At 59.5% G+C, this 14,301-nt stretch carries 11 protein-coding genes; 1 reads left to right on the forward strand and 10 read right to left on the reverse strand.

All coding sequences use genetic code 11. From position 1 onward, the window contains the following. Positions 1 to 36 precede the first annotated feature (36 nt). The 3 genes from METAC_RS0121300 to METAC_RS0121310 form a co-directional block, all read right to left on the reverse strand. Positions 37 to 1,962 (reverse strand): GMC family oxidoreductase, encoded by a 1,926-nt coding sequence (locus tag METAC_RS0121300; RefSeq protein WP_026608574.1) that lies wholly within the window; start codon positions 1,960 to 1,962, stop codon positions 37 to 39. Between the two features lie 148 nt (positions 1,963 to 2,110). After that, positions 2,111 to 4,690 carry a hypothetical protein gene (locus tag METAC_RS24865; RefSeq protein ID WP_198017261.1) on the reverse strand — a complete coding sequence of 860 codons (2,580 nt, stop codon included), beginning with the start codon at positions 4,688 to 4,690 and terminating at the stop codon, positions 2,111 to 2,113. Positions 4,691 to 4,835: 145 nt separating this feature from the next. Continuing rightward, a complete protein-coding gene (locus tag METAC_RS0121310) occupies positions 4,836 to 5,966 on the reverse strand; it encodes a DUF4331 family protein (RefSeq protein ID WP_026608575.1) in 1,131 nt (376 codons plus the stop codon). Between the two features lie 567 nt (positions 5,967 to 6,533). Between METAC_RS0121310 and METAC_RS24870 the strand changes: the two genes are divergently transcribed. Beyond that, complete coding sequence (locus tag METAC_RS24870) at positions 6,534 to 7,751, forward strand: tetratricopeptide repeat protein (RefSeq protein WP_051335751.1); 1,218 nt, start codon at positions 6,534 to 6,536, stop codon at positions 7,749 to 7,751. A gap of 33 nt (positions 7,752 to 7,784) precedes the next feature. Here METAC_RS24870 and METAC_RS0121320 read toward each other — a convergent pair whose 3' ends face one another. From METAC_RS0121320 to METAC_RS0121355, 7 genes are all read right to left on the reverse strand, one after another. Next, positions 7,785 to 9,395, reverse strand: coding sequence for a phosphoenolpyruvate carboxykinase (locus METAC_RS0121320; RefSeq protein WP_026608576.1), 1,611 nt, complete (start codon positions 9,393 to 9,395; stop codon positions 7,785 to 7,787). A 162-nt stretch (positions 9,396 to 9,557) separates the two neighbouring features. Next, complete coding sequence (locus tag METAC_RS24875) at positions 9,558 to 10,343, reverse strand: HugZ family pyridoxamine 5'-phosphate oxidase (RefSeq protein WP_036255783.1); 786 nt, start codon at positions 10,341 to 10,343, stop codon at positions 9,558 to 9,560. 183 nt (positions 10,344 to 10,526) lie between these two features. Next, complete coding sequence (locus METAC_RS0121335) at positions 10,527 to 10,793, reverse strand: BQ00720 family protein (RefSeq protein ID WP_156898338.1); 267 nt, start codon at positions 10,791 to 10,793, stop codon at positions 10,527 to 10,529. A gap of 52 nt (positions 10,794 to 10,845) precedes the next feature. Further along, complete coding sequence (locus tag METAC_RS0121340) at positions 10,846 to 11,274, reverse strand: Hsp20 family protein (RefSeq protein ID WP_026608579.1); 429 nt, start codon at positions 11,272 to 11,274, stop codon at positions 10,846 to 10,848. 199 nt (positions 11,275 to 11,473) lie between these two features. After that, positions 11,474 to 12,640 (reverse strand): CarD family transcriptional regulator, encoded by a 1,167-nt coding sequence (locus tag METAC_RS27365; protein ID WP_342446957.1) that lies wholly within the window; start codon positions 12,638 to 12,640, stop codon positions 11,474 to 11,476. Between the two features lie 744 nt (positions 12,641 to 13,384). Then, entirely contained in the window at positions 13,385 to 13,723 is a 339-nt protein-coding gene (gene fdxA / locus METAC_RS0121350) for a ferredoxin FdxA (protein ID WP_026608581.1), read from the reverse strand. 238 nt (positions 13,724 to 13,961) lie between these two features. Further along, positions 13,962 to 14,246: an RNA-binding S4 domain-containing protein gene (locus tag METAC_RS0121355; protein WP_026608582.1), complete on the reverse strand. Its 285-nt coding sequence runs from the start codon at positions 14,244 to 14,246 to the stop codon at positions 13,962 to 13,964. Positions 14,247 to 14,301 lie beyond the last annotated feature (55 nt).

Below are 14,301 nucleotides of genomic sequence, written 5' to 3' on the forward strand. Positions count from 1 at the left end.
GATCGGGAAGCGTCGGGAAAATCGCGCAGCGCGCGGTCAGGCCACGGAGGGAACGACCAAGGGCCGCGAGCTCAGCGCGTCGGCGAGAATGACGTCGGCCGCTTTCTCGCCGATCATATAGATCGAGCTGACGATGAAAAACCCCGGAATTCTTGGGAAGATGGACGCGTCCACAACGCGCAGCCCCATCACGCCGCGGACTCTGAAATTGCCGTCGAGGACCGCCATGGGATCGCCGTCTTTCCCGATCGCGCAAGTGCAGGATGCGTGATGCCCCCAGGATTGATATCTCGCGAAATCGCGAATCTGCTCGTCCGTCGCCACCGCCGCGCCCGGCGCCAGCTCCGCCACGAAATAGCCGCTCGCCTTCAACGGTTCGGCGAGCCTGCGGACGAATTTCACGCCTTCGACAACCGAGTCCAGGTCTTTTTCCTGCGCGTCATTGCCTTCCTGAAAATAGCGGAAATTGATGTTCGGGCGCTCGCGCGGGTCGGTGGAATTCAAAGTGACTTCGCCGGCCGTGTTGTTTGTATGCGCCTTGAGCACCGCCCATGTCAGATGTTTCAGGCTGTGGACGATGCGGACGGAATAGTCTGGATAATAGCCCCTGAAATCGGTCAGGAGGGCGAAGCAGAAAAGATCGGGCAATGGCCGCTCGTCTGCGGAACGCTTGATGACGGCGAGGACCGCGCCATTGGTGGCGTAGACGCCCTCCTTCTTATTTTTCCACTCGGTGTATTGCGGATCCTTGCTCGAATAGGTGGCGTCTTTCAGGACGTTCCATTCCTCTTTCATTTCATTGACGACGCCGACCTCATAGCGGTCCTGCAGATTCTTGCCGACGCCGGGCAGATCGACGCGAACCGGAACGCCATGGCGTTCGAGCTCTTCCCTTGGGCCGATGCCGGACAGCATCAGCAATTGCGGCGTATTGAAAGCGCCGCCGGCGAGGATCACCTCCCGCGACGCGTGGACCTGACGCAACTCGCCGGGCTCGCGGCTCGGACCCTTGTGCGCCTGGTAGAGACGAGCGCCCTTGAGATATTCCACGCCGATCGCTCGGTTATTCTCGTCCAGGAGAATGCGGGTCGCCAGCGCGTCGAGCTCTATAGTCAGATTGCCTGGAAATTTTTCTTGCGCCTTGAGCAAGCGCTCCCGAGTTCCGGTCCGGGAATGGTTGCGGGTCGCGAGCGGAGGATAATGAATTCCAAAAGCGTTCTTGGTCACGAGGCGCCAATCATTGGGATCGCCCTGGCCGAGAATGAACCATAGGAAGCGCTTGAGAGGAGAGGCGAGCGCCTTGATCTCAGTTCTGATGGATTTCTTGAGAAGCTTTTCCAGCTGCTCGCTTTCGATCGCGGCTTTTGGGATTTCGATTTCCGAGCTGAGCCAGCCGTTCCAACCATGCCTGGTCGGATTGTAGCCGAGCTTCGCCAGCCAACGGTAGAGGAAGACCCGGTGCCGACAATCCTCCAGCCTCTCGAAATATTTGCGCATGTTGGTCGCGCTCCAGGAGGCGTCGTCGGTCAGCCTCGCCAACGCGTCCCAATCCTCATTATGAGGATAGACCGTGATCATCGCGTTATGGGCGGTGCATCCGCCGAGGCAGCCCGCGCGTGGATATAACACCCCGTCGACGCGCTCTCCCTTCCATTCCTCGCGATATTTCAGATCCCTCTTCTGCAAGGCGTCGTCGCCGAAATGACGCACCCAGAAATCCCAAGCCATGGCCTCGTTCTCGGTCGAGCAGGCATGAAATACCGGGACCTCGTAATCGTCCGGCAGGCGCTCCTTATCGTCCGGGTAGGCCGCGTCGCCGCCCTTCAACTTGATCGGATCGCCGCCAGCCTCCAGGACGAGGACCTTTCGGCCCTGTTCTGCTAGGCGCGCCGCGACCGTGCCTCCACCGGCGCCGGAGCCGACCACGATATATTCGAAGCTCGCATTATCGGTGACGCTCATGGCTCGTCCTCGTTATATTCGTGCGGCTGGAGTCGGGCGGCTGGGGACAAATGCCGGCTCCGACGCAGGCTCACGTCAGCTAATGGAATGTTGGGATTGAGCCTTCTAACGGGCGAGGCGTCGCTGGCGGCGAGCCTCGCCCGCAGGTTCAAAACGTCTTCAAGAAGGCGATCAAGGCTCGCTTGTCGTCATCGCTCAGACTGGGCTCTTCCTTGAAATAATCCGTGCCGAAATAATGCCCGCGATTGACGACGAAGTCGGGGCATTTGTTCACCGCGAGCAAATCGTCCAGGACATTGCTGAAGACCCGACGGGCGTCGTCGTCGCTTGCATCGCTCGGCAGCGCCTTGAGATCGAATTTGAGCTTCAGCAGAACCTTTCCGAGCTGCGCGATATGTTTGATTTCGTCGATTGGATTGTCGCGCTTGTCGAGGTCGATATTGCCGAGTAGAGCGACGGGCGTTCCTTTGGGTATAGGACCGAGCGCCACGCCGTCTTCATCGAAGAAATGCCCGAGCCGTAAGGCTTCAACCAAGGGTTGGAGCTTTTCGGAATTGTTGAAGCCGGCTTGCAGGAAGTCGGGCAGATAGCCCTTAGGCACTCTCAGATAGCTCGGCGCCGTCGTGACGTCGACCTGGCCGCGAAGCTTCTTCCCGGAAGCGGTCACATAATCGATATTGCCGGTCCGCTTTTCTGGCCAGAGCATTTGCTCAATCGAACTGTTGAAGGACGCCAGCCGCGCCTCGACCGACGGGCTCGGGTTGAATTCGCCGACCGAGTTGTTGAGCAGGAAAGGCGCTGTGGACCAAAGGCTGATCAAGGAAGCGGGACGCGTGTAGCCGCGGCCGCCGGCCGGCATTTCATAGGGCCTCGGCTCGCCCGTGAACGGATGATGCACGGTGATCGTGCCAACCGAGGGAAGATCTTTGTATGAGGTGGAGGAGTAATCGTTCCAGATATTGTCCTTGATCGCATTAGTGGCGAGCGGGCTACAGGCGTTGGTTTCGAGGAGGCTCACGGGAACGCGCAGATCCGTCGACAAGAAATTGTCGACAAGGAAATCATCCGCGGTCACGATTTTCTTGAAGGCCAGCTTGGCCTCGTCGGATTTAGTCCAATCCCAATAGGCGTTCCAACACGTGAGGTAATCCTTGCCGACGCAGCCGTCATTTGGGAAGAAACTATAGGTCTTCTCCGGTAGCTTGCTCGAGTGACATCTTGCGCAACGCTCGCCGAAGACCTCTTTGCCATGGGCCATGGTCGCCGCGTCGGCGGCGAGATTGGCGGCGCCATTGGGCGCGTTTTTCAGATAGTCCGGCTTGGCCGTGGCGACGAAAAACAAGGCCGTGTTCGGCGTCTGCTTTTCATTCGCTTGCCAATAGGAGGAATTGGCGCGCCCGATCTTGATCTCGATCGGGCTGATCGGCTTGCCGCCGACGATCGGGTTGAAATGCTCGAACCATTCCTCGCTGAAGAGGCCGATGTTGACATAGACGCGGTTGAAGGAAGCCAACGCGCCGGCGGAATCGGAGCCGTCCTTGAGAACGCGCGGCGTCCATACCTGATCCGGCTTGCTGAAAAATTTGGTCAAAGGGGTGCCGGGCGGCACGTATTCATTGAACTGCTTGTTGTCCTGCTCGCCGCCTACAAGCTTTTCGTGGCCCAGCTTCAAGGCGTTTTGTAACCTGGGTCCGAGATTATAGATCGCGTTCATCGTGCGCGGATTTATGATGTAATCCGTGGAAATGAGCGAGGTGTCGAGGGCTCCAGGGCGCGACGTATGGAAATATTGATAGGCGAAGTTCGTCGGGTCCGCAGTATAAGTAAAAATCCTATCCCACCAAAAATATTGAGCGCCTGGGTTGGAATTGAGATTTTCCCATTTCGGATTTTCGGGGTCCGCGGGCGGATTGGTCGGGTTCGGCCCGACATGGCAGAATCCGCAGGACATGCCGACCCGATAGGGCCGCACGAGGTTCTTATTATTGTAATAGCTCGGATCGTTGTAGAAGCGCTCTGGGTCCCAGTTCTTTTCCGCCTCCTCGTCGAAGTCAGGATTGGGGAATAGCCGTAGGCCAACGATGCCTGTGGCGTAACCATAGTAGGAACCGACCGGGAAATTGTCGCTGCGGCCGCGGGCGCCGATCTTGACGCCCGGATATTTCGCCTCATTCTCGAACGGATCCGGCGCGCAGCTCGGATCACGCATGTCGAGCCAGAGGCCGAAGCGGTCTTTGCGCGGCGCAGTCGGCTTGGAGAAGCACGGCTCGTTCACGAGACCGAGATAGTTCCAGCGATTGCTGCGGCTGAACTTCAGGCCGGGGTGGTTCGAGATCGTTTTCAGGAAATCCAGTTCGCCGAAGGATTTCTTGTTGAGGACATCCCACATCCGGTCATTGCCGGCGGTCCATACGATCCAATTGTTACGTCCGATCGCGGCGGCTTTGACAGCTTCTTGTGGCGTGATTCCGGGAAGATAGGGCGCGAGCGTTTGGGCCAGGGCCTCCGGATTCTTGGTCGCGCCATAGTCCATGTCGCGATAATAATCCTCGTCGGAGCCGGGCAGGGAGTCCGCTGTGCGCCCGGCGCACATTGCTTCATCCTTGACATTGCCGGAGCCCGTGCCGCATTTCGCCTTCCAATCGTCCCCGGCGACGCCAGGCGCAGCCCATCCGATCGTGGCGAGGGTTACGAGTAATATGGCGGATTTCAACGAGTTGATCTTCACGTCATCCTCCCCTTCGCTTTGTTGTCCGACGTCGTCTTGACAGGCGGCGCGGATCTCGGCGATCGACGCAATCTCAAGTTTGCTTTCAATGTGCTTCCTGCATCGGGAAAACGCGGCTCACCCGAACCGCGGCTTGCCGCCGCCATCACGAATAGGCGCTGCGCTTTCTCCGCCGCAACAGGAATAGGCCGATGATCAAGGCGAGCACAATCGCGGCTATGCCCCATAGCACGCCAGGACGCGACAGGAACCGGACCACATAGGGTCCCATGGCGCCCGGCGCTTGCGGGTGGTAGGGCCACGGTTCGGCGAGGTAGGGAAACTCTTTCAATAATGGCTTGTCGTTGACTGTGGCGCGGGGCCATTGATTCGAATCGATGAAGGAATTTTCTTGCAGCGGGCAGTCGCCTTGTTGGCAGGTCAAATAAGAGACGTCGTCTTCCAAGCGCCGCCCGTTTGGAAAACCCGACGGCCTTTGATTGGTGTAGACCATCACATCCGGCACATAATCGTAATGCCTGATCAAGAAGCCGCTGAGCTGATTGAGATTGGCCAGCGGAGGCGCCCAATTCTTCAGAAAATCTTGAATCATCGCCCTCGATTTCGATCGGTCCTTGATCGCGGCGACCTGCTCGTTGGGCGGTATCGTGTTCAGGAAGTCGAAACGGCCGAGTTGCGTCCTATTGGAGCGGCCGACGTGATCAATCTGTTCCCCGCCGTTGACGCGATTGGTGGTCGCCCAAAGAAGCCAGTTTTGTTGGTTATCAGGGAACGATGATTTTGGAATGCTCAAAACCATCGTGATCACGTTGACCTTGAAAAACTTTGGGAAGATGAACGGGTCATCGCGGACGCCCGTATAGACTCTAATCTTCTCTGGATCTTTCAATCCCTTGAAGGATTGCTCCTTGACTGAAGTATCGTTGTTCAGCCGAAACCTTATCGTGACGTCCGGGCTTATCATCTCGGGGCTAGGGATCGATCCGCCATAGCGCGCGACGTCCTCGGCGTTGTCGAACGTCACCTTGCTATGTAGATCCATGTTGATGTTATATTCAAATGGCTCCAGATTATAGGGTGGGGGCCCGGTCAGCGACCTCCGCACGTCCAAGATCGCAACCATCTGATCGCCATCCGGAAAAAAGAAAAGCCCGGTGATATTCGCCTCTTGTTCATCTTCGGGCAGCCACATCGGGTCGGCGTGATCCGATGCTCGGCTCGAAGAGGACGCGAGGACTATGCCTATAAAGGCGAATAAAATGCCAAGGCGTTTCATGATCTCCCCCTCTATTAATATTGTTCTTTATAGATCTCTGGGCCTCGACCAGATTTCCTGTTTTTATTGTCAGAACATAGATTTATCTTAATAAGAACGACATCGACGTAGGCGTTGAGTGCGGTTTTCGATAAAATTCGCTCCAAATAGCTTTTTAGCTTGCTGCTTCTTGAGTCGAACAAGCCTCATTGAGGCGGCCATCGCACGGGTTTGCTCCCCTCGCTCATCCTCTGAGTCGCCCCGCGGCCGTACGTAGCCGCTTGCGGCGCATCCGATGCCCCAAGCTATCGCGGCGTATGTTAGGGACCGAAGGGCCTCCGCGTCAAAGCAAAAATTTACAAAATGTTGGAAATCAATTCACAGTCGGCCGCTGACATTAGCACAGGTTCGCCGCGCGGCTACCGGCGGCCGCAATTGCAACATTTGCGTGTGGCGCGAGATTGCACGAAAATTGAACAACAAACGCTTTCGAGAGTGGTTGGACCAAAAATGCGCCTGATCGGCTCACGCGGAGTCAATATAGCTCCTATGATTGCATACCGTCGACCTCCGACGCATGGAGATGGCATGGAGACGAAGAGAGCGGCTACGTTCGCCTGCATCAAGCGGAGCGAAACGTGTTTTGCGTTGATTCTCGTTGTGTCTTTGTATGGAGTCTCGGCGGCTTTCGCAGCGCCGTTCACGCCTACGAGCGACAATCAAGTACTTGAGCGGCTTCCGCTTTCGGCTGCGCCCTACGACAGGGAGCTGCGCACTTTGCGGGCGGCGCTCGACGGTGCGCCGGGAACTCTCGATATCGCCCTCAAGCTAGCGCAGTTTTACATTCGGATTGGAAAGATCGAGTCGGATCCACGCTATTATGGCTATGCTCAAGGGGTGTTGCAGCCTTGGTGGAATGAGCCGGAAGCGTCGGCCAAAGTTCGTCTTCTGCGCGCGATGATCAGGCAGAACCGCCATGATTTCAGCGGCGCCTTGCAGGATTTGGCGCAGGTACTCAGCGTAGAGCCGGGCAATATTCAGGCTTGGCTCACGCGCGCGGTCATCATGAAGCTCCAGGCGAATTATGACGAAGCGCGGCTCAGTTGCCTGCCGCTCGCCGAGTCCCGGGATCCTTTGCTCGCAGTCACATGTTTGAGCGACGTGAACAGCCTAAACGGGAGGGCGCAAGCGAGTTACGAGTTTTTGCAGGACGTCTTGCGCGAGCGCGAGGGTGCGTCGCAAGACCAGCGCGTCTGGAGTCTCACAGTCCTTGCTGAAATCTCGATGAGAATGGGAAGGAACGACGACGCCGAACGGTTTTTCAAGGAGGCCTTGGGCGTTGGGCGCCAAAGCGCCTATCTTCTTGCCGCCTACGCCGATTTTCTGTTGGATCAAGGGAGGGCGGCGGAAGTCGCGGATTTACTGGCCGATAAGACCTCCGTCGACAGCCTGTTGCTTCGTCTCGCCTTAGCCAAACAGCAGCTCGCGGCGGCGGATCTACCGGAATTCGTCGCGAAGATCGGCGATCGCTTTGCGGCGAGTAAAATGCGGGGCGAAAACTTCCATCAGGGCGATGAAGCGCGTTTCGCCTTGCGCCTGCAGGGGAGGGCCGAAGACGCATTGCGGTTGGCCAAGGCCAACTGGGCCGCGCAACGCGAGCCGCAGGACGCCCGCGTTCTGCTCGAAACGTCGCTCGCGGTTCGAGACCGCGCCGCGGCGCAGCCGGTGCTCGATTTCCTGGCCCGGACGAGACTTGAGCATGTGCGGCTCAAATCATTGGCGGCCGAAATTGAAAGACTGCCGTGAGGCTCGTCGTCGACGCCGGGCTAGGCGAAGCGTTCAGGCTGCGACGCCCAGTCCAGGTTGCGCCTCGATGACGAGAGAATCGACTTGCCGCTCATATTTCACGAAATTCTCGCGAAACATCTTGATGAGCTTTTGCGCAGCGTCGGCGAATTCCGTTTGGCTCGCCCAGGTCTGGGACGGATCGAGGATGCGCGGATCGACTCCCGGCGCGGCGTGAGGGATGAGAAGTCCGAAATAGGGGTCCGGGCGGAAGCCCCCGTGGGAAAGTGCGCCGTCGAGGGCGGAGTTCAGGAGCTTGCGCGTGACCTCGATGGGCATGCGTCGACCGACTCCATATTTGCCGCCCGTCCAGCCCGTGTTGACGAGCCAGCAATCGACCTGATGTTTGGCGATTTGGGCGCGCAAAAGCGCGCCATATTCCGACGCGCTGCGGGGCATGAATGGCGCGCCAAAGCAGGTCGAAAAGGTCGCCTGCGGCTCGCTGACGCCCTTTTCCGTTCCCGCCACCTTCGCGGTGTAGCCCGACAGAAAATGATACATGGCCTGCGCCGGATCGAGCTTCGCGATCGGAGGCAAGACGCCGAAAGCGTCGCAGGTGAGCATCACGATATTTTTCGGATGGCCCGCCCGTCCCGTAGCGACGGCGTTGGCGATAAAGTCGAGAGGATAGGCGATCCGTGTGTTCTCGGTCCTTGAATCGTCATCGAAATTAGGCGCCCGCGTCAATGGATCGAGCGCGACATTTTCCATGATCGTACCGAAACGCTCCGAGGTCGCGTGAATCTCCGGCTCGGCCTCGCGTGACAGCCTAATCGCCTTGGCGTAGCAGCCGCCTTCGAAATTGAAGACGCTTTCCTCGCCCCAACCATGTTCGTCGTCGCCGATCAGACTGCGGCGAGGATCGGCGGATAGGGTGGTTTTGCCGGTCCCCGAGAGGCCGAAAAACAGGGCCGTGTCGCCAGCGGGGCCGATATTGGCCGCGCAATGCATGGGCATGACGCCTTTGGCCGGAAGCAGAAAATTGAGATAGGTGAAGACAGCCTTCTTGATCTCGCCGGCATAGCTCGTGCCGCCGATGAGGACGATTCCCCGGCTGAAGTCGATGGCGATGACCGTTCCAGAACGGCAGCCGTGGCGCGCCGGATCGGCGCTGAAGGACGGTAGATCGACGATCGTGAGATCCGCGCGGAATCTCATGAGTTCGTCCGCGGGCGGCCGGATCAACAGGTTGCGGATGAACAGCGAGTGCCAGGCGAGTTCCGAATAGACGCGGACATTCAGCCGATGCGCCGGCTCGGCGCCGCCGTAAAGATCCTGCGCGAATAGGTCCATGCCCCGCGCATGGGCGATCATGTCGGCGCGCAGCCTGTCGAATTGCTCCGGCGTCATCGACTGGCAATTGTCCCACCAGACTGATGGGTCGGTGAGCGCATCTCGCACGATGAATTTGTCGCTCGGCGATCGGCCCGTATGGACCCCCGTCTCGGCGACCAGCGCGCCGCCCTTCGCGATCTTGGCCTCGCGGCGCGCGATCGCTTCCTCATAAAGGCGCGGCGCCTCCAGATTGTAAAAGACGCTTTCAAGCCCCTCGAAACCGAAAGTCTCGGCTGGAAACTCGGGATTGACTGGTCCTGCTTTGCGCATTCTCGCCTCCCGCCCGAGACGCCCCTGTTTTGCTTCGAATCGCGGCGTTAGCCCAACGTCCCACTCGCGCGCATGTTCCAAAGCCGAGCAGAGCGTGAGGCAAGATTCCCGCGCCGGGCCGATGGTCACGCGCGGAAATTCGCTGAACGGAGACGTGACGCTCTACTTATTAAATCCGCTAACCGGCTGGTTTTCTCTTGCGGCTTTGGCGATCTCGGCGAGAATCGCGCGCAAGGCCGAGGGTGACTCGACGTGGCGCGGAAAAACGATGCGCGCGGTTTCATCGCCGCAGGCGAGGTCGAGGCCGTCCGGATCGATGCCGGTCGCGCGCCATTCGCCTTTTGTGGCGCCCGAGAGAGCCGTGGCGTAGAGCTCGAGCGCATCCTTGTGGTCTGTGTTGAGGTGGACGAGGGCTTCCGCCTCCGCGGCGATAAGATCCGCCGCGTCCGCGATGGGCGTCATTAGCCGTTCCGCCGCAAAGCTCCCGGCTCGGCCAAAGCCGCCGTTCAAATGGCCGTGCTCGATTGAGACGAGCCAGAATGAAAAATCGCCGAAATCGGCATAGAGGGCGGCCTTCGGATGCTTCGCGAGAAAACGCGCCTTCAGCTCGGCTCTATCCGGTGGATCGTCGGCCCGCGCGGCGCGGCCCGTCAGCGTCAAGCGGGGATGGGCCAGCGGATCGCCCTCGCCGGTTTCGGCGAGGAGAAGCGAGACGCGGGGATCGGCTTCCATCTGCCGCGTATGTGCGGCGAGGCGTGAGACGAGGAGGATTGGGCTTCCGTCGGGCGCCGTCGCCACATTGACGAGGCTGACGAAAGGTCCGCCCTCTTTGGCGCTCAAGGTCGCGAGCGCACCGGAACGGACGCAGCGCAAAAGACGCTTGGCGTCAGCCTCGGCGTCATAAGGCGTCGGCGTGGAGGGGGTGTCGACGCCTTGTGCATCCGTCATGCGTGACCATGCCTTCTCGCGGAGCGCTCTTCGACCGAATGAATTCTTCCGGTTGATAGAGAGATCGCTCGAACCTCAAGAATTCGAGCATATTCTGCCCGAATATGCTCGAGGGCATGATGACCCGCCTTTCGAAAAAGCTCCAGCCAAGACCTCTATGGATCGGCGTGAATTTTTTCCGCTTTAATGCACGCTCACCATCTCAAGCTCGTGCTCCAGAGCATTGGCCACGGCGGCGTCGCGCGAATCGGTGAGGACGATGGGCGTTCCGTCGGCAGCCAAGAGCGCGAAGAGCTGCAGCCCCGGTTGCAACTGCGGCGCCGCGGGAAACACCTTGCGAACATCCTCCGAGAGAATCGGTTTTAGATAGGCGACGCGCCCGCCGCCCAAGCTCGCGAGTTGCTCATTGGTGAGCAATAGCCCCGAGTCTTCCTTCGTCTCGTTCAACATCATTGCTTCTCCTTTTTTGCGGTCTCACCGAGACCCGCACGCGCGCGAACCGTCAGTCTCGCACATTGATCGCCACCCTTTTGACATGCCCGCGCGGCTCTGGACGGATCAGCTCCACCGAAAGCAGGCCGTCCTGAAGGCTCGCTTCGGCGACCTCCATCGCCTCGGCAAAGCGGAAAACCCGCTGAAATTGCCGCGCGGCAATGCCGCGATGAAGATAGGTCCGCGCTCGCTCGTCTTTTTGTCGGCCCCGGATCGTCAGCTCGTTTGGATCCGCTGCAACTTCGAGCTGATCCGCGGCGAAGCCTGCGACGGCCAAGGTGATTCGCAGCCGAACCTCGTCGGTTTCACCCCCGACGATCCGCTCAATGTTGCAGGGCGGGTAGCCGTTCGAGACGGCTTTCGCGGCTCTTTCCGCCGCCCGTTCGATCTCATCGAACGCCAGCAGAAATGGCGACTTTAGGTTCGGCGCACGTGACATTTCCGAAGCTTTCGAGCCTTCGTTCCAGGGGACCCTAAAAAGGCGTCCCACAGCTTTGTCGTAGAGGGAATATGGCCCCGGGACGATGCGTTTCAAGCCCGGAGCCATCATTCATGCGGCGCGCGGTCGAGCCTCAGCAAAATAAAAAGGCCCGGCGTTTGACCGGGCCTTTCTCGCTTCGTTCGATCTTTGCGACGGTTCAGGCCGCTTCTTCGATATCCGCTTCCTCGGCTTCCGCCTCGACCTCTTCCGCTTTGCTGCGGCGGGGTCCCTTGAGCAACTGTCCCTCGATAACTTTCAGCGACTCGGTCTCGGTCAGCTTTTGCACGACGACGATTTCTCGCGCCATGCGATCGAGCGCGGCCTCATAAAGCTGCCGCTCGGAATAAGACTGCTCCGGTTGCGCATCCGAGCGATAAAGGTCGCGCACGACCTCGGCGATCGCGATCAAATCGCCCGAATTGATCTTGGCTTCGTATTCCTGCGCCCGGCGCGACCACATGGTCCGCTTGATCCGCGCCCGGCCCGCCAAAGTATCGAGCGCCTTCTTGACGACGCCCGCCTCGGCGAGCTTGCGCATGCCGACGCTCGCGACCTTCGGCGTCGGGACTTTCAGGATCATCTTGTCCTTGATGAAGCTGATCACGAAAAGCTCGAGCTTGAAGCCGGCGACGACCTGCTCTTCGATTGCGATGATCTGCCCAACGCCATGGGCGGGATAGACAATGAACTCGAGTGGCTTGAATCCCTGCCGGGCCGGGTTCGTCGCCTTTCCGGGCTTGCTCAGCGCGGCGGCCGGCTTTTCCCCTTGCTTCGTCTCATCCTGTTTGGGCTCCGCTGCCTTCGGGCGTCCAGCCGCGCTCGCCTGGGCCTCAAGCGACGCCGGGATCTTCGCCGCTTTGGTCGAAGCCTTGTCGTCTTGGCGGATCCGCGCGTCGTCTCGAGCCGGCGCTTGGGCCGCGCTGTCTTCGATGGATGCAAGCGAGGCGTCCGAGCCGGTTGACCTCACCGATGTCTTTTTTTCAATTTTCTTTGTCACCGTTGTCCGCTCATTTTCCCCTGGGGTCAGGCTCGAGGATAGGACGGTCGCCGCGGGGACGGCCGCCGGTTGGGTTTGCTTTTGCGCCTTTGTATCGCCGTGGAGCGACGCGTCTTCGATCGACGAATTCGATTGGGCCGGAGCCTGTTTCGACGCCGGAGCCTCACGTGCCGCCGCGCCTGACGTCTCGGATTTCGCGCGAGACGAAGATTCGGTCTCCGGCTTGGGGCTCTTACTCCGCGTGCGGGTCTCGGCGACCTTTTTCGCGGCAGAGCCCGCCTTGCCGTCGGTGTGGGCTTCGGGCATCTTGGCCGTATTTTTAATCACGGGCGCCGCATTTTTCGTCCGTGCAGCGGCTTTCGCCGAGACGGCGGAGGTACTTTCGCCTTGTGACGCGCCGATTCCGGGCTGATTCTGACTCTTGTCGAGCGGCGCGCTCGCTTTAGGGGCGGACGTCGTGCGCGTGGATATCCTTTTCGCCGCGCTGGCGACGGAAGAATGAGCTTTGCTTCCGCTGCGTCGAGCCGCCGTCGGCCTAGCCGTAGCGGCGGCGAGCTTTTTGGCCTTCGCCTCTGGCGCCTTTGATGCTTTGGTCTTAGTTTTCCCGGCGTCGGTTCGCGCGGTCGAGGGGAGAGCGCCTTTTGTCTTGGAAGGCTTTGTTGTCTTCTTGACGGACGCCATAAGCAGCGCGCTCCTTTCTAGTCCCGCTTTGGAGACGGGACGTGTCATCGACGGCGGAAACCGGAGTCGCCGCGCATGGAACACCGTCTACGCGCCCAGGCAAGGCGCGAAGCAAGCCATTCCTATATGATGATCATCCGCCTATGAAGCGGCCGAACTGGCGAGGCAAGCTTGACCCGCGCGGGCCATCATAAAAATAATCGCCTTGGTGCTTTGCGGGCTTCCCAAGACGCGGATGACTGATAGAAAGTCGTAAGCTCACGCTTCAGCGACTGTCGCAAGAAGTTAGCACAGAAAAGATCGAAAATCAAAATATTATGCGGAACCGCGCGTCGTGGCCGTGGCCCCGCCACGCGATTCGACCCCCGAGAGGCGGTCGTCGGCCCAGAGTCAATCTCCAGAGCCGGGTTCCGCCGAGAAAAATTCGTCGAATTTGCCGGGACGCCCGTCAAAGGCCTTGGCGTCTGGCATGGCCTCCCGCTTGACCGTCACATTTGGCCAGGCCTTGGCCATGTCGCGATTGAGCTCGAGCCATTTGTCGAGTCCCCGCTCGGTGTCAGGCTTTATCGCCTCAGCGGGACATTCGGGCTCGCAGACGCCGCAATCGATGCATTCGTCTGGATGAATGACGAGCATGTTCTCGCCTTCGTAGAAGCAATCCACTGGGCAGACTTCGACGCAATCCATGTACTTGCACTTGATGCAGTTCTCGACGACGACATAAGTCATGATCTCGCTCCTTGGACAGGGCAGGCGAATCCTCGCGAGTCCTGATGCTGGGCGGTTGCGCACGCCGCTCCTGCGCGCTAGGAGGCATGCGGCCGAGCTTGCATAAGTTATTGATTTTATAACTAAAAATATAAGCCTGACCGCGCTCGCTCGGTTTCGATGCACTAGCGCCTTTGACGGACCAGCGCAAGGACGTTCGAGGGCGGGCCGGCATATTTCTCACCTTCCGCCCGGCCGCTCATTCGAGCCTCTGGACGCCGGGCGTGAGTTCGTCGAACAGGAGCTTGGCCTCGGGATAGCCGCCCCGGCGCGTGCCCGGAGCCAAAACTTTCAGAATTCTTACCTGCTGTTCGAGGGCGATCGTGAGGACGTCGCCCGGCCCGACGGGTTTCGCCGGGGTCTCGATTCGCTTGGCGTTCAGCCTGACATGGCCCTCGACGACGAGTCTGGCGGCGAGGCTTCTCGTTTTCGCCACGCGCGCGAACCAGAGCCATTTGTCGAGTCGCTGTCTTTCGTCGTCCATCCATCGCCTTCATTAAAGAAGGAGCGCCGCTGGAAGCTTTTGAGCGGAACGCGAA

The sequence above is a fragment of the Methylocapsa acidiphila B2 genome (genome assembly GCF_000427445.1).
GTDB classification, from domain to species: Bacteria; Pseudomonadota; Alphaproteobacteria; order Rhizobiales; family Beijerinckiaceae; genus Methylocapsa; species Methylocapsa acidiphila.

Coding starts and splice junctions, on each gene's coding strand:
- METAC_RS0121300 (WP_026608574.1), bottom strand. CDS start 1,962: ATGAGCGTCACCGATAATGCGAGCTTCGAATATATCGTGGTCGGCTCC.
- METAC_RS0121310 (WP_026608575.1), bottom strand. CDS start 5,966: ATGAAACGCCTTGGCATTTTATTCGCCTTTATAGGCATAGTCCTCGCG.
- METAC_RS24870 (WP_051335751.1), top strand. CDS start 6,534: ATGGAGACGAAGAGAGCGGCTACGTTCGCCTGCATCAAGCGGAGCGAA.
- METAC_RS0121320 (WP_026608576.1), bottom strand. CDS start 9,395: ATGCGCAAAGCAGGACCAGTCAATCCCGAGTTTCCAGCCGAGACTTTC.
- METAC_RS24875 (WP_036255783.1), bottom strand. CDS start 10,343: ATGACGGATGCACAAGGCGTCGACACCCCCTCCACGCCGACGCCTTAT.
- METAC_RS0121335 (WP_156898338.1), bottom strand. CDS start 10,793: ATGTTGAACGAGACGAAGGAAGACTCGGGGCTATTGCTCACCAATGAG.
- METAC_RS0121340 (WP_026608579.1), bottom strand. CDS start 11,274: ATGTCACGTGCGCCGAACCTAAAGTCGCCATTTCTGCTGGCGTTCGAT.
- fdxA (WP_026608581.1), bottom strand. CDS start 13,723: ATGACTTATGTCGTCGTCGAGAACTGCATCAAGTGCAAGTACATGGAT.
- METAC_RS0121355 (WP_026608582.1), bottom strand. CDS start 14,246: ATGGACGACGAAAGACAGCGACTCGACAAATGGCTCTGGTTCGCGCGC.